We start from the raw sequence: 19,348 nt of genomic DNA on the forward strand, positions 1-19,348 counted from the left end.
TTAAAGCAAGCACTAAAGGCAAGGCAAAAAAATTAAAGCAGCTAACTTAAAATGTTAGCTGCTTTTTATTATTTTAACATGGGATACTGTTGTTCTTGGAGGATTAGAACAACTCTTCTTCCTCTTCTTTTTGCATACTGCCAGATAATATTGCGCTAGTATTATCTGCACTGACATAGTCAGTTGGTACATGTCCTAGGCGGAAATACTCAAATTGACTCGTTCTATCGGTTTTAGTGGTTAATTTTCCGGTTGCTTTATCAATACGTACTGAAACTATATCAACAGGTAGCTGAAAAGCTTCAACTTCAATATCCGCTAAGGCAACGCGCATAAATTCAATCCAAGCAGGTTGTGCTGATTTAGCACCGAACTCTTTACCCGTGGTTTGATTCTTGCCTAAATTATTATTATAAACTGTTTGGCCTAGGATATGACGGGGATCATCAAAGCCTATCCATGAGGTAGTTATTAAACGTCGACTAAAACCTGAAAACCAAGCATCTTTTGCTTCGTTAGTGGTACCCGTTTTACCGGCAATATCACGGCGTTTTAAGGTTCTAGCGCGCCAGCCAGTTCCTTGCCAACCAGGTTTTGCCGTCCAATCTGCATCCCAAATAGCACTATTAAGCGCTTGGGTAATTAAAAATGCATTCTGTGGGCTGATAATGCGAGTCGCTTGTTTAACTTTAGTAATTTGAGGGTTTTCGGCCAGCGTACTACTACTATCCTGAAAGTCTGTTTCTTGTGCTGGCATGCCTAAATTATTTGCTGGCAGGCAAGGGTCACAAGCTAAGGCTGGATTGGCCTGATAAATAACGTCTCCGTCACTGTTTTCAATACGTTCAATTAAATACGGTTCAATTAAAAAACCACCATTGGCAAAAGTGGCGAAGCCAGTAGCAACTTCTAATGGTGTTAAAGAGGCAGAGCCAAGTGCTAAGGTTTCATTGTGAGGTAAGTCGTTAGCATTAAAACCGAAAGCAGTTAAATGTTTGATGGTATTAGTAACGCCGATACTTTGTAATAATCGTACCGCGATAACATTTTTTGATTGCGCTAAAGCTAAACGAACTCTTAAAAGACCAGCATATGTTTCCGGGGAGTTTCTGGGTCGCCAAACCACACCTGAACTCCTGTCCCATTGATTTATTGGTGCGTCGTTGACCAATGATGCTAGGGTAAAGCCGTGTTCAAGGGCGGCAGAATAGATAAATGGCTTAATGTTTGAGCCTACTTGACGCTTTGCTTGGGTAACACGGTTAAACTGACTTTGTTTGAAACTAAAACCGCCTACCGCTGCTTTAATGGCGCCATCATCTGGAGATAATGACACTATGGCGGCACTTGCTGTTGGCAGTTGTCCTAAACGGTAGCTACTGTCCGCCATTTTACTGACTAGAATAATATCACCGTAGTGGAGAATATCGCTTGCTACTTTGGGTGGTCGGCCTTGTTTTTGATCATTAATATAAGGTCGTGCCCAGGCTAATCCAGGCCAGTCAATGGTAGCAAGTTCGTTATTACGTAATTGGATAGTAACAGACTTATTTTCAACAGCGGTAACCACCGCAGGAACAAGCATTTGATAAGAATTGTTTTGAGCAAGGACGTTGGTAATTTCGTCTTGTGTTAGCAATTGAGCTTGTTGTTCGGTAAGTTTATTGATTTTTGTTGCTTGCTTTGGTCTAAGGGAATTTAAAGGCCCGCGAAATCCGTGGCGCTGATCATAGTTCAATAAATTATTCACTAATGCTTGCTGGGCAGCCGTTTGAAGTTTTGCCGTAACCGTAGTGAAAACTTTATAACCTTCTGTATATGCTTTTTCTTTACCATAACGTTTAAGAATTTCTTGGTGAGCCATTTCAGCGATATAGGGGGCATTAAGCTCTATCTCAGCGCCATGTTTCTTAGCGCTAATGGGGGCAGCTTTTGCACTTTGGTATTCTTGCTCACTGATATAGCCGCTAACTAGCATACGCTGTAATACCACTGCGCGCCGGGCTTTAGCGCGTGATGGCGAACGGATAGGGTTTAATGTTGAGGGTGCTTTAGGCAAACCTGCTAGCACGGCAATTTGTGCTAGGTTGAGCTGCTTAATGTTTTTACCATAATAAACTTGCGCGGCAGCACCAAAACCAAAGGCTCTATGACCCAGCTCAATTTTATTAATGTATAGCATTAATATCTCATCTTTACTGAGCAATTTTTCAATGTGGAAGGATAAGAATATTTCTCGAATTTTTCGGGTATATGTTACTTCTCGAGTGAGGAAAAAATTACGTGCTACCTGCATGGTGATGGTACTTGCGCCGCCTTTGTCTTGTCCCATTAATTTACCAAGTATTGCGCGACCCATGCCTATGGGATCAACACCAAAGTGCAAATAAAAGCGGTCATCTTCTGTGGCCAATAAAGCGTCGATAAGTTGTTGTGGTACTTGCTCAAATGTTAAGGGTATGCGTTTCTTTTCACCAAACTGTGAGATTAACAAACCATCTCGACTATAAACTTGCATGGGTGTTTGCCAGTGCAAGTCTTTTAATGAGTCTACACTGGGTAAGTCTGAACGCATTGATAGATATAAAATATAGACGGAAATGAATGCTAAAATGAACACTATCAGACTGACTTTTAATAATTTTTTGATTAAAAACACAACAGAAGACCAAGTAAGTGGATTAAAATGTAAGATAATACTAGTATATCGTGTAAAAGCATGTAATAAATGTATTTATGCGTATTTTACGTCTAAAATAATTACAAAAATAGAATCGTAGGTTGTTATGCTAGACAAACTGTGGAAAAAGAAGAATACAATGATGGTGGGGATCGATATTGGTTCTCATTCTGCCAAAGCTGTATTGTTGAGTCAGGGAAGTGAAGGTTTTGTAATGGAGGACTTTGCCATAGAACCAATGCCACGAGGTTCGGTGGTGGACCGTGAAATTCAAGATATTGAATCGGTAGGCGCTGTTATTGCGAAACTTAGAAAGAAAATATCAGCTAAAGCTACCGACGCCGCTGCTGCGGTATCAGGACAAACGGTTATTACCAAAGTTATCTATATGGATGTCGCCTTAACTGAAGAGGAACTTGCTAGCCAAATTGAAATTGAAGCAGACAGTCTTATTCCATTCCCCTTAGATGAAGTCAGTTTAGACTTTGAAACCCTTGATGTTAACGAGTCCGATCCTAGTAAAGTTAATGTTTTACTCAGTGCAGCACGCACTGAGTCCATTGAAGCTCGTGTTGCTGCTCTCGAAGCAGGTGACTTTCAAGCCAAGGTAATTGATGTTGAATCATATGCCGTTGGTCGAGCTTATGATCTTTGTTTAACGCAATTGCCAGAGGATGCTAAAGATAAAGTTGTTGCGATAGTAGATATCGGTTCAACGGTAACACTTTTTTCTGCTACAGACGCGGGTAAACATATTTATAGCCGTGATCAAATGTTCGGTGGTGAGCAATATACTCGCTCAATTGTTTCATATTATAATAAATCTTTTGAACAAGCTGAAGAGGCTAAAACCACAAATGATTTACCGCCAAATTATACCTTTGAAGTCTTAGCTCCATTTCACACCGTATTAATGCAACAAATACGTCGAGCCATTCAAATGTTTCTGACTACTAGTGGCCAAGAAAAAGTTGATTATTTATTAATTTCTGGTGGCACAGCTGCATTAGAAGGACTTGAAAGTTTACTTACTGAAGAACTGGGTATTCATACCGTTATTGCTAATCCCTTTCATGATATGTCAATCAGTGACTCAGTCGATAAAGACGAACTTGCTAATGTCGCTGCTCAATTGATGGTAGCAACTGGCTTAGCTTTAAGGAGTTTTACGCCATGGCACATATAAATCTACTGCCTTGGCGTGAAGCAGCCCTCAAGGCACAACAAAAAGAATACTTCAGTATATTAGCCGCAGTTGGTCTAACCGTATTAGCACTAGTACTGATCATTAATTTTTATTTTCAAGCTCGTATTGATGGACAAAACAGTAAAAATCAATATCTTAAAAATGAGATTGTGCAACTGGATATTAAAATTGATGAAATAAAAACCCTCAATGATAAAAAAGCATCTTTACAGAAACGAATTGAAGTTGTTGAACAATTACAGCGTAGTCGAAATGTAGGTACGCAAGTACTTGATGAAATAGCAAAGATTATTCCCAATGGTATATATATTACGGAAATGGAAAAAAAGGGTAATACTTTACACCTGATTGGAAAAAGTGAATCGAATAACCATTTAGCTAATATGATTCGAGCGGTTGAATTATCTGACTTTTTTATTGATGCTACACCTGAGTCGATTACGGCTGACGATGGCTCACCTAAGTTACTTAGCAGCTTTATCATGAAAGTTAAAATAAAGGGGTTAATGGATGATGCTAAAACAAGCAAGGGAGGCAAATAATGAAGTTTGATGCATCCCAATTTGACAATCTCGAACTTGATAATATTGGCCAGTGGCCTGCTGCAGCCAAGTTGTTGCTAGCTATTTTTTTAGCGGTTACCGTGGCATTTTTGGGTTATATGGGCTTAATCAGTGATCAAATTAAGCAACTTGATCGTGCTTTTGCTGAAGAGATCACCTTAAAACAGTCATACCGGACAAAATATCATGTATCGGCAAATTTAGATTTGTTCAGAGCACAAATGACAGAAGCTGAAGATACTTTCGCCATTCAACTTAGAAGCTTACCAAATAGTCATGAAATTCCTGGCTTATTAGATGATATAACTTTTGTGGGTACCACCAGTGGTCTTGATTTTGTTAAATTAGAATGGCAACCAGAAATTAGTAAAGAAATATACATTGAATTACCCATCAATATCGAAGTAATAGGCTCGTACCATTCATTTGGTCAATTCGTCAGTAAAATTGCCGCTTTGCCAAGGATTGTAACAGTGCATGATTTTAAAATTAAGATTGAACGAGACGATAAAGGTACCCTAAATTTAAAGTTACAAGCTAAAACCTACCGTTATCAACAGGAGGTAGCCAAATGACCACTGATAGATTAACGGCTAAAACAATAAAGATACTTGGTGTCGTATCACTCGCTTTAGTTTCTGGCTGTTTTGATGATACCACGGCAATAAAAATCCATATGGCTCAAGTGAAAGCAACAACAACTAATTACATTGACCCTATGCCAGAGGTACATCCTTTTAATCATATTGCTTATTCAGCCGATGATTTGCGTAGCCCCTTTGTATTACCCAAGCCTGAAGCAATTCAGCAAAAAATGCAACAAATGGCGGGCTGTTTAAGTCCTGATACTAACCGCCGAAAACAACCGTTAGAAAAGTATGCTTTAAGTGACTTAACAATGCGTGGCACCTTAGGTGATGCAAGTAAACTCTGGGCTTTATTAGAAGCCTCAGATTTAAGTTTACATCGAGTGGCTGCTGGAAATTACCTAGGCTTATACAATGGTCGTATCACACAAGTGAGTGCAAAAACAGTGAAAATAATTGAATTAGCACCAGATGGTGCCGGATGTTGGGCAGAGCGTGAAACTAAATTGAGTATCGTACAATCTGAAGTGTCAAATAAGTAAAGGAATTAATAATGCTATTTAATCAAATGAAAAATTATAAAGGCTTTATTGCTATTAAAGAACTCTGGCTTACGGCACTATTACTGTTATCAACTACTTTACTGTCAATATCAGTCAGTGCTACTGAACATAACAATGAACTGCTCGGTATTTCTTATAACACCATACAAAGCGATCAGATTGTTTTAGTTTTTAGCTTTGCTGAAAATATTACTACTCTTCCAGAAATTCAAACATCAATGACACCCGCTTTTGTTGAAGTAACTTTTGATGCCAAAGCATATGGGCAAGAATTTAAAGAAACATTTGTTAATCATGCGGGTGTTAAACGTATTAATTTAGATGCGGGCACTGGTAAAGTAATCGCTTTAATTCACTTGGAAAAACTTGCTGTTTTTGATGTTGCTCTACTTAACGACAAAGAGTTTGCCATTACTTTTAACTATGGCGAATCAGCAGATGTGGTTGAAGCGTTAATGCCTGCGGGTGAAGCGTATATCAACCATATAGAGTCAATAGACTTTAGATTAAATAGCGAAAATGAAGGGCAAATATTAATTTACCTTAAAGATAGCATGTTAGCCGCAGATGTTAATGACAATTTAGGTAAATTAAATGTTGAATTCCATAATACTGAAATTATGGATGATTTACTTTATAAATTAGATGTAACTGACTTTGGTACGCTAGTTACTAGTATTGAAACGTTTAGGGAAGGCCGTAATGCGCGTTTAGTCATTGAAGTTGACAGTGGCTTTATCTTTAGCCAGAAACAGGAAGACAACCTGTTTATATTGACGGTCAAAGAGAAACCGGTAAAAGCACCTGCTTATTTAGGAGAAACTGAGGATTTTCAAGGTCGCAGTATTTCATTGAGTTTTCAAGATATCCCGGTACGGACAGTGCTACAGATTATTGCCGATTATAATGGCTTTAATTTAATTATCAGCGATACAGTCACAGGTAATATTACGCTACGTCTTGATGGTGTGCCATGGGATCAAGCATTAAGTATTATTTTAAAAGTTAAGGGTTTGGATAAGCGGATGCAGGGCAATATATTAATGGTTGCGCCCAGTGAAGAACTCGCTGACCGTGAAGCAAAAGCCTTGCAAGCAAAACAGCAAGTTGAGGAACTAGCGACTTTATATTCTGAGTTTGTACAAATAAACTATGCAAAAGCGGCTGATTTTGCAGAATTAATTAAAAATGATGATACCAGTATATTATCTGCACGCGGTAGCGTCTCAGTCGATGAACGTACTAATACCTTGCTGATTCGTGATACTGCTAAAAGCATTGAAGACATTAAACGCATGGTTACAATTCTTGATGTTCCTATTCGTCAAGTTGTTATCGAAGCTAGGATGGTTACGGTAAAAGACAGTGTTAACGAAGAGTTAGGTATTCGGTGGGGGGCAACAAATACCGATGGTGAAGGCACTACATCCGGAAGTTTAGAAGGTGTTGATATAGCTCGTGGTGGCTCTGTTCCTTCATTAGTCGATAGATTGAATGTTAATCTTCCTGTGGTAACGCCAGCTGGAACTATTGCCTTCCAGATTGCTAGATTAGCCAGTGGTACTATTTTAGATCTTGAACTTTCTGCGCTTGAAAAAGAGAATAAAGGTGAGGTTATTGCTAGTCCACGTATTACTACCGCAAATCAGAAAGAAGCTTATATTGAACAAGGTGTTGAAATTCCTTATCAAGAGGCATCATCAAGTGGTGCGACCTCAACACAATTCAAAAAAGCAGTATTAAGTTTAACGGTAACGCCACATATTACTCCGGATGATAAAATCATTTTAGATCTAGTCATTACTCAAGATACTGTTTCAGACGTTAGAAGTGGCTTTGCTCCTGCGATTGATACCCAGCGTATAGGAACACAGGTATTGGTTAATAATGGTGAAACCATTGTACTAGGTGGTATTTATCAACAAGCAATTATAAGTACAGTTACTAAAATTCCGATTTTAGGTGATATACCCTATTTAGGTTGGTTATTTAGAAGCACAAGTCAGGTAAATGAGAAAAAAGAGCTATTGATCTTCGTTACGCCTAGAATTGTTACTGAAGAATATTAGCGTCTTGGATTAGATAAACGCCATCAAATACCGCCATATTCGGTGGTTTGATGGGTTTATTATTTAAAAATCGAATTTTTAACTAAGATATTACTATTGTTACTTGCATTTGATAGCCAACACTTGCGATAATTACGCCCTTGTAATTTCTGAGGGAGACCTCTTTTTTGCCAAAAGCACTTTTTCATTGAAATATAGGCTTCTGGCTGTTCTGTTAACACAACGAGTATTAAGTAAATCTAATGGCAGAAAAACGTAACATATTCCTTATAGGTCCTATGGGTGCAGGTAAAAGTACTATCGGTAGAGAGATAGCCGAACGATTGCACCTTGAATTTTTTGACTCTGATCAGGAGATAGAGCGCCGTACAGGAGCAGACATTGCTTGGGTTTTTGATCTTGAAGGTGAAGAAGGCTTCCGCAAAAGAGAAGAATCTGTAATTGAAGATTTGAGTGAGAAACAAGGTATTGTTTTAGCAACAGGTGGTGGTTCAGTAATAAGCGCTAGTGTTCGTAATCGCTTATCTGCTCGCGGTATCGTTGTTTACCTTGAAACAACAATCGACAAACAAGTTGCACGTACACAAAGAGATCGTCGTCGTCCACTATTACAAACATCTGAAGAGCCTCGTACAGTTTTGGAAAATCTGGCTGTAGAGCGTAACCCACTATACGAAGAAATTGCTGATATCATAGTACAAACTGATGAGCAAAGTGCCAAAGTTGTTGCGCACAAAATCATAGAGCGACTTGATTTTTAAATTTCTCCACGGTGGAACTCGGGGTAGTATTCTAATATGGCAATTCTTAATCTTGATTTAGGTACACGTAGTTATCCTATATATATTGATTCAGGTCTGTTAAGTAAAACAGATCTGCTCTCTTCGCATATTCGGGCCAAGCGTGTTTGTATTGTATCAAACGATATTGTTGCTCCTTTATATATCGATGCACTTAAAGCAAAGTTAACCGATTTTACCGTAGATGAAGTAATTCTTCCTGATGGTGAAGCTGAAAAAAGCTTAGCAAATTTTGAAGTTATCATGTCGCACTTGTTAACGAATGAGCATGGTCGAGATACTACTTTAATAGCCCTAGGTGGCGGTGTTATTGGTGATATAACGGGCTTTGCCGCAGCATGTTACCAGCGCGGTATTGATTTCATTCAAATACCAACAACGTTACTGTCACAGGTTGACTCTTCGGTTGGAGGGAAAACGGCGGTTAATCATCCTCTTGGTAAAAATATGATTGGCGCTTTTTACCAGCCTAAAGCTGTTTTCATTGATATTGATAGTCTGGCAACTCTGCCTGTCCGTGAGTTTAATGCAGGAATGGCTGAAGTAATTAAGTATGGTATCTTAGGTGATAAAGTATTTTTTGAGTGGCTTGAAGACAATATTTCTGGGATAAAGTCGGCCGACAAGCAGATTTTAGCGCAGATGATTGAAAAGTGCTGTCAATGTAAAGCTGATATTGTGGCAAGTGATGAAACCGAAACGGGCATCAGAGCTTTACTCAACTTAGGGCATACCTTTGGTCATGCCATCGAAGCTGAGCAGGGTTATGGCAAGTGGTTGCACGGTGAAGCAGTAGCAACTGGCATGGTCCTTGCTGCTAAATTAGCAGTAGCAATGAATTTGCTTGAAGTGTCAGAATTACGACGAATGGAAAAATTAATTTTAGCGTTTGACCTACCGGTAATTGCTCCACAGGATATGGGTTTTACTGAATTTATCCGTCATATGCGCCGAGATAAAAAGAATATTGCCGGTAAACTCAGGTTTATTATACCAACTGCGATAGGCCAGTCAGAAATTCGTGATGATGTCAGCCAGGATACACTTCAAGAAATTCTATAATTATTTTCTTCTGATGGGCTTAGCTAGCATGAAGAAGAATTTACAGTATAGAAAGGATTAAGTATGTCCGCACTAGAGAATACTTCCACCACAGAGCTAACCCGAGCAGAAAATACATCCTTATCTGAAAATGTGCCCTCAGCTATTAGTGTTCCCACACGGATAGATCATAACTTACGCTATGCAAAACAAGCAGTGTTAGTTATAGGCAGAAATACCGAGCAATACTCTCAATTAGCTAGCCAGTATCTGGTCAGTCTTTCTAATGACCCTTCTACAGGGGCAGAGAGTCATATTAATGTTGCCTTTGTCTCAGCCTCAACAAAATTAAACGATATTCAAATTCGCTGTCGCTTGATTGAACAGTTGTTTATAAATACCCTATTTGATCCTGAGCAGTCATTAGCAGTAAGTGTTTTACGATTTGCCAAACAGCAGGGTGAAGCTATTTCTATAGTCATAGACCATGCACACGCCCTGTCTTTGCAGCTTAAGTATGAATTGTCACAATTAGTCAGCTTAGCAAAAAAAGACCAACTAATAATTAATGTCGTACTTTTTGGTTTAACCGAGGCCGCTAAGCAGTTATCGCTAAATAAAAGTTTATTTAAAGATAAAATGGTAGTTATTGAAGCTACATCTGGGCAAGTACTTAGCTTAGATGACAAAAAAATACACCATGAAAAAGCTACTAGTTCATTAACGTTTGGGCAGAAAGTAAGTTTGTTTTTCGTGATGTTAATGCTGTTAGCTATACTTATTTGGGGCTATCAAGTAATTGCCGATGCCTTAAATAAGCAAAGTAACCCGTTAGATAAACAGCTTAATAAATTTGATGTTAGTGATACCGTTTTACCCGCGAGGGACTCAATAGCGAGTGCAGATGAGCGAGTAGTTAGAAAAATGGCAAAGAAACAAAAACGAGTCACGGCTGATGAGTCAATTAAAGTCGGTAGCGGGGGAGCAGCGTCGAGTGAAGAGATTAATAGAGCCATATTGGCTTTACCTGTTTTAAGTCATGCTAAGCAGCTGCCTGCGAATGCCAGTGATGTCATCAACGCTTTAGCAAACTCATTTAATAATATAACAACAGGAGCAAGTCCTTCTATTGACGTGACTAACAAAAAGACAGAGTCAACGGCCGAAAATAAAATTATTATAGAGCAAGCCGAGGACAAACAAATTCAACCGATTAGGCTGGCAAAAATTGCTAGTCATTACTATCAAAACCAAGCGGTAGTCTATGAGTATGGTTATGTTATTCAGTTAGCTGGTTTTTCCGATAGTAAGTTGTGGCATGAATTTATCGAAAATCATCGGTCAGAGAACTTGTTCAGCTATCAAAGGCTATTAACAGAGCAGCGTTTTATTGTGGTCACTTCAAGGGTTTATCCAAATAAAACCATGGCAAAATCAGCGATAAAGTTGTTGCCAGCAAGTCTGCTAATACGTGAACCATGGCTTAAGGATATTTCATTGGTAATCAGTGAAATAAATACCTTTAAGGGCTAATACAAGCTACAATCCGCCTTTAAATTTATCAAGTGAAGTCGCGGGTTTAATCGGTAGCATGAATAATAAACATCGAGCGTTTTTGAAGTGGGCTGGCGGTAAATATAGCCTGTGTGATGTTATTTCAAAAATGCTACCTAATGAACGTCGTCTTATTGAGCCTTTTGTTGGTGCCGGTTCGGTATTTCTAAATACTGACTTTGATGAATATATTCTTAATGATATTAACCAAGATTTAATAAACCTTTATAAAATTGTCCAAGAAAAACCTGATAGTTTCATTGAGGATGCGCGTAAATTTTTTAATCCTGAGCATAATCAAGCCGAGATCTATTACCAATTACGTATTGATTTCAATGCCAGTAAAGACAGTTACTTTCGCTCCCTAGTTTTTTTATACATGAATCGTCACGGTTATAACGGCTTATGTCGTTATAACAAGAAAGGTGGCTATAATGTTCCTTTCGGTAAATATAAACGTCCTTATTTCCCCGAGGCTGAATTAAACTATTTTGCTGAAAAATCGCAAAAAGCAACCTTTGTCTGTGAAGGCTATCGTCAAACCTTTGCGCGAGCAGAACAGGGTGATGTGATTTATTGTGATCCACCGTACGTACCACTGAGTAAAACGGCAAGTTTTACCAGTTACGCCGGCAATGGCTTTGGCTTAGATGAGCAAGCTGATCTTGCCACTGCCGCGGAAGAAGTTAGCGAAAAAGGCACTATTTCTGTGGTGATTTCTAATCATGATACCATTTGGACCCGAAAAATTTATGAGCATGCGGTAAAGATAAAATCAGTCAAGGTAGCTCGCACCATTAGTCAAAATGCGACTAAGCGTAAAAAGGTCGCAGAGTTACTGGCATTATATAAATAAGCTGGTCCGAATTAATTTGGTATAACTAAGCTAACAATGGCGATTAAGCAAGCGATAAAAATCAGTACAGATATAAGGCCAACAATAATAAAGTGACTAAGTTTACCCTGGGAAAAATCACGTTTGCGAGCACTTTCACTTTGCACGCCAAAAAATGCCGCGGCAACACTCTTAAAAGTATCTTTTAAGCTGCTCTGCATAACAAAGAACGTCTTAATGGAAGCTATAATGAATAAGCTCAACTAAATCTAAAAAGTGTAAATGTGTGGATTTACTGTCACCAGATAACCAAGATAACCAGCTTTTATTTGACATATTACTCGCTTGGCAGGGGTGGTTTACATGGTTCATTGGCAGATTTGATGCAACCGTCATACACAAGCTAGGTTGTTGTATTTGAGCGGTTTGTTTGTCGCTATATTGACTGAAGCTAACTAAAGTAGCTAGGGTCAAAGTACATGCAAAGGTTAGTTGCATAAATTTTGATAAGTGTGGGTTTGTCATCATCCGTTTTGACATTTTGAGGTACTATCCATTATAACAGGCGAACCAGTATAACCTAGGTTCACCTTAATGTCTTTGACTGTTTCTTAGGTGCATTACTCATCAAAATGAGTAATCAATGCCTATAGGTCAATATCAATACTATAAGCAAGGTAGAATTTCATATCATCACTGTCTATACCGTCATCGTAATCTGTTTTTGAAACGCCAAAGGTGAAACCGTCTTTGCTTATTGAAACTCCAATGTCAGTTGAGTCAGTAGAGAAATCGCCACTGTAATTACCAATGTGGAAAGCAACTTCTGCATCGTTAGCTAAAGTAAAAGCGTAGTCAATGTTTGCATATAGTGAATCACCAAATTCTGCACCGTCGCCACCACCTTCTGAATCGGCTAATACAGCTAGCCCAAAAGTGAAACCACCCGTTGAAATGCTTGCATAGATTTCAGAGAAGGCATTTTTATCAGCAATTGAATCAGGGTATGCGAAGTAAATATAGCCGACATCATAAGAAAAACTTGCATTGATGTCGCCACTAAAACCCAAGTATAAGTCTAGTTCAGTTTTCATGTCGCCCCAAGAAGCGTTTGATACCCAAGTACCGGCATAAAAGCCAGAATTTGTTGCGTAATCAATACCACCTGAAAGAGCCACATCACCACCTGTTTGTTCTAAGCCACGCCATAAGTAGTTGTTAGTAGCAGCAAAGTTGGCTGACAAACCTTCAGTAGCTGATGCTTGGAATGAAATAGCAGAAGCTGCTAATAGTGATGTGATAACCATGGTAGTTATTGTTTTTTTCATAATTAGCTCTTGTTGTTGTTGTTTGTTATAAAAAGTGTCTGCTAGATGCTTTGCAAGCATAATGCCCAAATCAAAAAAGATAATGTTTATTATCTACCGACTTTTTTATTACTAAAAATCATGTGGTTAGTATCAATTTATTTTACATGAATTTTAATTAGTTGCTTACTTAACATCTGAGCTGAGCAATATTGGTGCGATTTTTTAGTAAATGTGCAAAAAAAGTGCAGTGGTATATGAAGTAACAATGGCGGGTAACTCGCATTTTCAATTAGCATGGGTATAATAGCGGCATATTTTTTTAGGATATACACTAATGTCACCATTTTTAATTGCTCCCTCTATTTTATCCGCCGATTTTGCTCGTTTAGGGGATGATGTTGCTAAGGTTTTAGCCGCCGGTGCCGACGTTGTTCACTTTGATGTCATGGATAATCACTTTGTACCAAATTTAACCTTCGGACCCATGATCTGTCAATCGTTACGTGATTACGGTATTAAAGCGCCCATTGATGTGCATTTAATGGTTAGGCAAGTTGATACGCTCATCCCTGCATTTGCTAAGGCCGGGGCTGATATAATCACCTTTCACCCGGAAGCAAGTGATCATATTGATAGAAACTTACAGCTAATTAAAGACCATGGCTGTAAAGCCGGCCTAGTCCTTAATCCTGCTACCCCTTTGCATTGTTTAGACTTTGTTATGGACAAACTTGACGTTATTTTATTAATGTCGGTCAATCCAGGCTTTGGTGGCCAATCTTTTATTCCGGCAACATTAGATAAATTACGTTTGGTAAAAGAAAAGATTAAACAAAGTGGCTATGATATACGTTTGCAAGTTGATGGTGGTGTTAAAGTGAACAATATTGCAGAAATTGCTGAGGCGGGTGCCGATATGTTTGTTGCGGGCTCGGCAATATTTTCTCAAGCTGATTATAAAGTGGCAATTGATGAAATGCGCGCAGAGTTAGCCACAGTATCGCAGTCAGTATAAGTAAACATAAGTTGAAATTTAGTATTTTAAGGGTATAAGAAATGACTAGTAAACCTATTGTATTAAGTGGCTGTCAGCCATCAGGCGAGTTAACTATCGGTAATTATTTAGGCGCATTAAAGCAATGGGTTAATATGCAATCGACCCATGAATGTTATTACATGCTTGTTGATCAACATGCCATTACCGTTCGCCCTAAAGCTGAGGATTTACGTAAAGCAACCTTAGATGGTTTAGCCTTATATCTTGCCTGTGGTGTTGACCCTGAGCAAAGTACTATTTTTATTCAGTCCCATGTACCTGAGCATGCGCAATTGAGCTGGGTACTTAATTGCTATACGCAAATGGGTGAATTAAATCGCATGACACAATATAAAGATAAGTCACAAAAGTCTGAAGTAAATATGAACTCAGGCTTATTTACTTATCCGGTATTGATGGCTGCTGATATATTACTTTACGGTGCTAACAAAGTGCCAGTAGGGGATGATCAAAAACAACACTTAGAATTAGCAAGAGTGATAGCTACGCGCTTTAATAATATTTATGGCGATATTTTTACTGTGCCAGAGCCTTTTATTCCAGAGCATGGCGCACGGGTAATGAGCTTGCTTGAACCGACTAAAAAAATGTCTAAGTCGGATACTAATCCGGGTAACTTCATTGGTTTGTTAGAAGATCCTAAAAAGATTGCCAAGAAAATAAAACGCGCAGTTACCGATTCTGATGAGCAAGCGCGTATATATTTTGATAGCGAAGAAAAACCAGGCGTGTCGAATTTATTGTCGTTATTATCTTGTGCTACCGGACAAAGCATTGCTGACCTAGTACCAGCCTATGAAGATAAAATGTATGGTCATTTAAAAGGTGATGTCGCCAATGCGGTAGTAGCTTTATTAGAGCCAATTCAAACCAAATACCATGAATATAGACAAGACCAAGCTTTCTTAGAGCAAGTCATGCGTAATGGAGCTGAAAAAGCTTCTGCTCGTGCGAGTAAAGTACTTCGCTCTGTATATGATGCGGTTGGTTTTATTCCTCGTCCATAGCTAGCCGTTTAACATAATTAACATAATAAATATAAAGGCTTATTTTCTCCTGAAAATAAGCCTTTTATCTAGTTAAGTTTTCAACCTTCAACCTTTTAATCTTGTTGTGCTGCTTTATTTGCCTGTTCAAATAAAATATCACTTTGCTTTAAAAAAGTTTCAACATTATTGCTTGGCGCCATTAAATATCTGGGTGCCATTATCGTGGCATTATATTGTGGATGTGGATTAAACTCAGGCTTCTTACTGTATTGTAATAAGTAAGTACCGCCAAAGAGTAGTGCCGTAATACTTAACGCTACAACAATTCTACGTTTTGCACTAACATGAAAGCCAATATAGCTATTTAACCAAAACAGGCTAAAAGCTAGTCCAATGGGTACTAGCGTACTAATCAAACCGAGTAATGAATTACTCGAGGCGTTAAAAGCAATAATTTCTTCCAATAGATCACTAAGCCACAGCAGAATAAAAAAGCTAAAGCTAATACCAAGTTGAGCGAGTATCCGTGGATCATGCTTAGTGAGGTGAGACACTAAAGCCACACCTGCAGGCCATAAAGCAAATAATAAGCTCATACTAAAAGCGCTAACAAACAACTGGCTTATATTGGTTTCAGTTGGCTGGTTTAAATAGGAAATGTTTCCCGCTATCAGTATAAACAAAGCAATACTGATAAATACTGCAATAGGGTGGCGGATGAAGTCTATTAGCGACTCAAAGGGGCTAAAGGCAATGGTATCTGCTACTTGATGATCACTAAATAGTATTCTTAATTGGCTTTTACCCAAAACAATAACATCACCATCATTAATTACTTGTTGATGGTCATCTTTATTACTTGATTTGCTACCTTCTAATATTGTGCCATTTACTGAGTTATTATCATTAAGGCGCCAAGCACCTTGAGAAAAACTTAACGATAAGTGCTGCGGACAAATATGAGGGTCAGTTAAAATAATATCATTGTGATAACCCCGGCCAATGGAAATTTCGCTTTGCTTGAGTCGGTGACGATGCAGCAATTTATGATTACGGGTAATTTCTTCAATAATGATCTCACCTTGTTCACAGGGTAAGTCATTACTTGTCATTGGCTCTGTTGCTGTGCAGCCATGCTCAGTATCTTTAATTATTTCCATGATACCGCCTCCATAAATTTACCAGTAAAAGCCAGGGCATTTTTTTTGCTGACACCGGCTAGAGTAAAGTGGCTGACTAAAGCTTGTTGATTTTTATCGATACTAGCGCCTAGATATAAGACATCAAATAATCCTGGGAATTCTTTGTAAGCACGAGTACAGAAAATACTTTTATTTTTAATTTCTTGGCTTGAGCCAGCGGTACTTGCCGGTGTAATTATGTCATGGTGACATTGATACTCAGTGACATCATCTTTACCTGCTCTATTGCCCGCACCAGCTCGTGATATTTGCCGTTGATATAAATGATAAAATTTATTATCACTTAAATTCTTTGCTTGCATATAACGAAATTCAATTTCAACACTGCCAGTAAAAAAGTGTGACGAAAGATAAGTGTTTTCATCTAAAGAGCAATTAGCAATGGCCGCTAAAATAAGGGCATCTTTTTTATCCGCATTAGAGTCACCCCAGCAGCGAATGAAAGGTACGTCAATAATCGGGATCATAGCCTTACCGGCAAGCTCTTTACTTTGCCAAGTATTATTAAGTAGTGCTGACATTAGTTTATTTTGGTTGGCCATTAATTGAGCTGACATTTGTTGCTTAATATCTGTCGGTGCATTTTTTTTATAGTCACTGAAAAGTGTCACCAATTTTTCATGTGGAACCAAAAAACCAATTTGGTTACCCGATGTGGCTACATTAATGCCAACTACCTTTTCATCTTTGTTAACCACAGGACCACCACTCATGCCTGAATTAATAGAACCAGTGAAATGGATACGCTCATTGAACGATTCTTTTTTTAAACCGTTATAAGTACCAGGTACCACAATCATGCCTAAGTCATGAGGGTTGCCCAGAGCAAATAACTGCTCACCTTTAATCGGCTTTTTATCCGAAAGTATGAAGTAGGGCATATCAAGGTCAACATGACGTTTTACTAAGGCTAGATCATTAATAACATCGACACTCACCAAGTCGACTTGCCCCGATTTTCCTTGGTAGTCTAAATATTCAATGCGATATTTTTCTGGGTGACGGGCATAGCTAGATATTACATGGTAGTTAGTGGCAATAATGCCATCTGCACTGATCTGAAAACCAGAGCCAATCGACGATTTCTCGCCACTGGCTTTATCAATCAATTTTATTTGATAAAGGGAAGGTGTTAGCTGGGCGAAAATTTCTTCAGCTTGCTCGGCGGCAAAAATAGTATGACTTAATAGTATAAAAACTAAGGTAAAAAGAGTTTTCATTCATCTTCCTGTTGATAAGCAATTCATCCATTGTGACACTAAATTAGCATTTGTCACTCTCTCAATAACATTAATCATCTTGCTTGATTGATGTCATTGTTTACCATGTTGAAGCCAAGTATGTTTTTCCCTAAATACCAATGAATAAACTTGCCATGACCAGCCTTAATAATCAATAAGCTGAGCAGTACTTACTTAACAAACCTGAGGCTAGCTTAGATTATCCTTTTGGCTATGATGTTAAAATTTTCAACGTTAAAAATTAAATTTTTGCTACTTTAGTGCTTGGAAACGTGGCTAAAGGAGATGCTAAAGACGTTATGCTGCGTGATATATTTCCGTCAGTTATTTCTGGTTATCATATCTGAATAAAATTCATTAATCATTAACGCTACTATTGTTGATTTACGCATGAGTTAATAACAAAGATATTAATTACTTTTTTACCATCACCGGGTTTACTTTTTAATATTTCGCTTCTTTTTATCCTTACCCTATGTCAAATTGAAAGTAGTCTAGAATCGAAAGCTCTTTTTGAGTTAATTTACTTTTTGTTTATAATGAAAAATCAACATCAGTGGTTAATAACAAAGGCTATCTAATGCAACGAAGACGATTTATTCAGAGAGAGGTATAGCACTCTATATGAGTTCATTACTGGCTTGTTCTAGTGTTATAAAAAAGGTATCAGTATCGAAAGAGAAAAGATTATATATCGATGGCTTATCTTTTATTCCGTCTGATCTGAATGATGTTAAAGCGGCGAAAATAGATGCTTTTATTGCTGACATCTCAGCTATTGAGGAAGTAAAACGTCCAGATGGTAGCTTGAATTATAAACGTACGAATCTACGTGGTAAAACCCTGAAATTTTTGAAAGTGCGCAGGTGTTTTATCAGGGATGATGAAAAAGCGGCGTGGTACATGGACGTACATTAACGCAGCACCTCGAAGTTCTTGATTGAATGAAAGATAGGTTTTATTCGCAGCGCCGAGAGAGTCCAGAGAGGCTCGGCGATAGCCCTCTTTGGGTGTAGTCGCCACCGCGACGCGAAAGCAGTTAAGAATACAGACAACTTTAAATACTAGATTATATCAAGTCATACATAGTAAGGGCTTAAAATGCGCTAGCCGTGGTCCGGCTAGCGTTAAAACCAAATTAACCCTTGCCTTAATTGACAAATATTGACTCATAATCAGTAAAGCCCACCATTATCATAAGTACCATTTGGCATGACAAATGATGTATTAGGGCTAGCCAATGAACAAAGTGGTCCGTAAGGAGAGCCGTAATAGTCAGTGCGGCTTAGCTCTTGTCTGATATTTTGTAAATAGTTTCTATTCTGATCGTAACGATAATTACGCCACTGCTAATTGTATAAAAATAAATTTAGCAGTGAAAATAGCGAGTAAAAGTGTCATGTTTTTTTACACTTGTACAATTAGTTTGGTTGTGGTTTATTTTATCTTATTGTCTTTACTATGGTATTTGTATGTGGTATGCCCTATGCATTTCTTTGTACAAGGGAAGGGAAACCCACAAGTTAATTTTAAATTATAGAGATTATATTTTTAATATATTACTGAGGGCAAACTAATACCAATTGCATTAATTAAGTTCCCACTTTTATCCAGTCTCGATCACACAATTCCATTACTCTCGACACATCA

At 38.2% G+C, this 19,348-nt stretch carries 18 protein-coding genes; 12 read left to right on the plus strand and 6 right to left on the minus strand.

The annotated features are described in order from the left end of the window. Positions 1-103: 103 nt before the first annotated feature. Entirely contained in the window at positions 104-2,659 is a 2,556-nt protein-coding gene (locus MTCD1_RS14160; RefSeq protein WP_057179491.1) for a penicillin-binding protein 1A, read from the minus strand. A 127-nt stretch (positions 2,660-2,786) separates the two neighbouring features. Here MTCD1_RS14160 and MTCD1_RS14165 point away from each other — a divergent pair, with 127 nt between their 5' ends. The 9 genes from MTCD1_RS14165 (at position 2,787) to MTCD1_RS14205 (ending at position 11,920) form a co-directional block, all read left to right on the plus strand. Continuing rightward, positions 2,787-3,866, plus strand: coding sequence for a pilus assembly protein PilM (locus MTCD1_RS14165; protein ID WP_057179492.1), 1,080 nt, complete (start codon positions 2,787-2,789; stop codon positions 3,864-3,866). After that, entirely contained in the window at positions 3,854-4,429 is a 576-nt protein-coding gene (locus MTCD1_RS14170) for a PilN domain-containing protein (protein ID WP_057179493.1), read from the plus strand. The genes MTCD1_RS14165 and MTCD1_RS14170 overlap by 13 nt, the downstream gene beginning before the upstream one ends. Continuing rightward, the gene (locus MTCD1_RS14175) at positions 4,429-5,025 is read left to right on the plus strand and encodes a type IV pilus inner membrane component PilO (protein ID WP_057179494.1); all 597 of its coding nucleotides are present in this window, start codon (positions 4,429-4,431) and stop codon (positions 5,023-5,025) included. The genes MTCD1_RS14170 and MTCD1_RS14175 overlap by 1 nt, the downstream gene beginning before the upstream one ends. Next, positions 5,022-5,579, plus strand: coding sequence for a pilus assembly protein PilP (locus MTCD1_RS14180; protein WP_057179495.1), 558 nt, complete (start codon positions 5,022-5,024; stop codon positions 5,577-5,579). The genes MTCD1_RS14175 and MTCD1_RS14180 overlap by 4 nt, the downstream gene beginning before the upstream one ends. An 11-nt stretch (positions 5,580-5,590) precedes the next feature. Then, complete coding sequence (locus tag MTCD1_RS14185) at positions 5,591-7,669, plus strand: type IV pilus secretin PilQ (protein WP_057179496.1); 2,079 nt, start codon at positions 5,591-5,593, stop codon at positions 7,667-7,669. Between the two features lie 242 nt (positions 7,670-7,911). Beyond that, positions 7,912-8,430: a shikimate kinase AroK gene (aroK, locus tag MTCD1_RS14190; protein ID WP_057179497.1), complete on the plus strand. Its 519-nt coding sequence runs from the start codon at positions 7,912-7,914 to the stop codon at positions 8,428-8,430. A gap of 36 nt (positions 8,431-8,466) precedes the next feature. After that, positions 8,467-9,531 carry a 3-dehydroquinate synthase gene (gene aroB / locus MTCD1_RS14195; protein ID WP_057179498.1) on the plus strand — a complete coding sequence of 355 codons (1,065 nt, stop codon included), beginning with the start codon at positions 8,467-8,469 and terminating at the stop codon, positions 9,529-9,531. A gap of 63 nt (positions 9,532-9,594) precedes the next feature. Next, positions 9,595-11,043, plus strand: coding sequence for an SPOR domain-containing protein (locus MTCD1_RS14200; RefSeq protein ID WP_057179499.1), 1,449 nt, complete (start codon positions 9,595-9,597; stop codon positions 11,041-11,043). A 58-nt stretch (positions 11,044-11,101) separates the two neighbouring features. After that, positions 11,102-11,920 (plus strand): Dam family site-specific DNA-(adenine-N6)-methyltransferase, encoded by an 819-nt coding sequence (locus MTCD1_RS14205; protein ID WP_057179500.1) that lies wholly within the window; start codon positions 11,102-11,104, stop codon positions 11,918-11,920. Between the two features lie 11 nt (positions 11,921-11,931). Here MTCD1_RS14205 and MTCD1_RS14210 read toward each other — a convergent pair whose 3' ends face one another. The 3 genes from MTCD1_RS14210 to MTCD1_RS14220 all read right to left on the minus strand — a co-directional run bounded on the left by MTCD1_RS14210 (position 11,932) and on the right by MTCD1_RS14220 (position 13,227). Further along, positions 11,932-12,120 (minus strand): DUF2970 domain-containing protein, encoded by a 189-nt coding sequence (locus MTCD1_RS14210; RefSeq protein ID WP_057179501.1) that lies wholly within the window; start codon positions 12,118-12,120, stop codon positions 11,932-11,934. Positions 12,121-12,133: 13 nt separating this feature from the next. Then, positions 12,134-12,439: a hypothetical protein gene (locus MTCD1_RS14215; protein ID WP_143760130.1), complete on the minus strand. Its 306-nt coding sequence runs from the start codon at positions 12,437-12,439 to the stop codon at positions 12,134-12,136. A gap of 107 nt (positions 12,440-12,546) precedes the next feature. Then, a complete protein-coding gene (locus tag MTCD1_RS14220) occupies positions 12,547-13,227 on the minus strand; it encodes a TorF family putative porin (RefSeq protein ID WP_057179510.1) in 681 nt (226 codons plus the stop codon). 316 nt (positions 13,228-13,543) lie between these two features. Here MTCD1_RS14220 and rpe point away from each other — a divergent pair, with 316 nt between their 5' ends. Continuing rightward, positions 13,544-14,224 (plus strand): ribulose-phosphate 3-epimerase, encoded by a 681-nt coding sequence (gene rpe, locus MTCD1_RS14225; protein WP_057179503.1) that lies wholly within the window; start codon positions 13,544-13,546, stop codon positions 14,222-14,224. Positions 14,225-14,265: 41 nt separating this feature from the next. Beyond that, entirely contained in the window at positions 14,266-15,273 is a 1,008-nt protein-coding gene (trpS, locus tag MTCD1_RS14230; RefSeq protein WP_057179504.1) for a tryptophan--tRNA ligase, read from the plus strand. Between the two features lie 95 nt (positions 15,274-15,368). Here the strand turns inward: trpS and MTCD1_RS14235 are convergent, their stop codons facing one another. After that, positions 15,369-16,415: an FHA domain-containing protein gene (locus MTCD1_RS14235; protein ID WP_057179505.1), complete on the minus strand. Its 1,047-nt coding sequence runs from the start codon at positions 16,413-16,415 to the stop codon at positions 15,369-15,371. Beyond that, positions 16,406-17,677, minus strand: coding sequence for a S1 family peptidase (locus tag MTCD1_RS14240; protein ID WP_057179506.1), 1,272 nt, complete (start codon positions 17,675-17,677; stop codon positions 16,406-16,408). Before MTCD1_RS14240 ends, MTCD1_RS14235 begins: the two co-directional genes overlap by 10 nt. Before the next feature lie 645 nt (positions 17,678-18,322). On the opposite strand from MTCD1_RS14240, the gene MTCD1_RS22590 reads away from it, so the two are divergent. Further along, positions 18,323-18,616, plus strand: a complete 294-nt coding sequence (locus MTCD1_RS22590) for a hypothetical protein (protein ID WP_057179507.1) — start codon at positions 18,323-18,325, stop codon at positions 18,614-18,616. The last annotated feature ends 732 nt before the right edge of the window (positions 18,617-19,348 follow it).

Source organism: Colwellia marinimaniae, from assembly GCF_002207865.1.
GTDB classification, from domain to species: domain Bacteria; phylum Pseudomonadota; class Gammaproteobacteria; order Enterobacterales; family Alteromonadaceae; genus Colwellia; species Colwellia marinimaniae.

What these genes read in the sequence shown, in the direction of transcription:
- MTCD1_RS14165 (WP_057179492.1), top strand. Translation starts at nt 2,787, where the DNA reads ATGCTAGACAAACTGTGGAAAAAGAAGAATACAATGATGGTGGGGATC.
- MTCD1_RS14170 (WP_057179493.1), top strand. Translation starts at nt 3,854, where the DNA reads ATGGCACATATAAATCTACTGCCTTGGCGTGAAGCAGCCCTCAAGGCA.
- MTCD1_RS14175 (WP_057179494.1), top strand. Translation starts at nt 4,429, where the DNA reads ATGAAGTTTGATGCATCCCAATTTGACAATCTCGAACTTGATAATATT.
- MTCD1_RS14180 (WP_057179495.1), top strand. Translation starts at nt 5,022, where the DNA reads ATGACCACTGATAGATTAACGGCTAAAACAATAAAGATACTTGGTGTC.
- MTCD1_RS14185 (WP_057179496.1), top strand. Translation starts at nt 5,591, where the DNA reads ATGCTATTTAATCAAATGAAAAATTATAAAGGCTTTATTGCTATTAAA.
- aroK (WP_057179497.1), top strand. Translation starts at nt 7,912, where the DNA reads ATGGCAGAAAAACGTAACATATTCCTTATAGGTCCTATGGGTGCAGGT.
- aroB (WP_057179498.1), top strand. Translation starts at nt 8,467, where the DNA reads ATGGCAATTCTTAATCTTGATTTAGGTACACGTAGTTATCCTATATAT.
- MTCD1_RS14200 (WP_057179499.1), top strand. Translation starts at nt 9,595, where the DNA reads ATGTCCGCACTAGAGAATACTTCCACCACAGAGCTAACCCGAGCAGAA.
- MTCD1_RS14205 (WP_057179500.1), top strand. Translation starts at nt 11,102, where the DNA reads ATGAATAATAAACATCGAGCGTTTTTGAAGTGGGCTGGCGGTAAATAT.
- MTCD1_RS14210 (WP_057179501.1), bottom strand. Translation starts at nt 12,120, where the DNA reads ATGCAGAGCAGCTTAAAAGATACTTTTAAGAGTGTTGCCGCGGCATTT.
- MTCD1_RS14215 (WP_143760130.1), bottom strand. Translation starts at nt 12,439, where the DNA reads ATGTCAAAACGGATGATGACAAACCCACACTTATCAAAATTTATGCAA.
- MTCD1_RS14220 (WP_057179510.1), bottom strand. Translation starts at nt 13,227, where the DNA reads ATGAAAAAAACAATAACTACCATGGTTATCACATCACTATTAGCAGCT.
- rpe (WP_057179503.1), top strand. Translation starts at nt 13,544, where the DNA reads ATGTCACCATTTTTAATTGCTCCCTCTATTTTATCCGCCGATTTTGCT.
- trpS (WP_057179504.1), top strand. Translation starts at nt 14,266, where the DNA reads ATGACTAGTAAACCTATTGTATTAAGTGGCTGTCAGCCATCAGGCGAG.
- MTCD1_RS14235 (WP_057179505.1), bottom strand. Translation starts at nt 16,415, where the DNA reads ATGGAAATAATTAAAGATACTGAGCATGGCTGCACAGCAACAGAGCCA.
- MTCD1_RS14240 (WP_057179506.1), bottom strand. Translation starts at nt 17,677, where the DNA reads ATGAAAACTCTTTTTACCTTAGTTTTTATACTATTAAGTCATACTATT.
- MTCD1_RS22590 (WP_057179507.1), top strand. Translation starts at nt 18,323, where the DNA reads ATGAGTTCATTACTGGCTTGTTCTAGTGTTATAAAAAAGGTATCAGTA.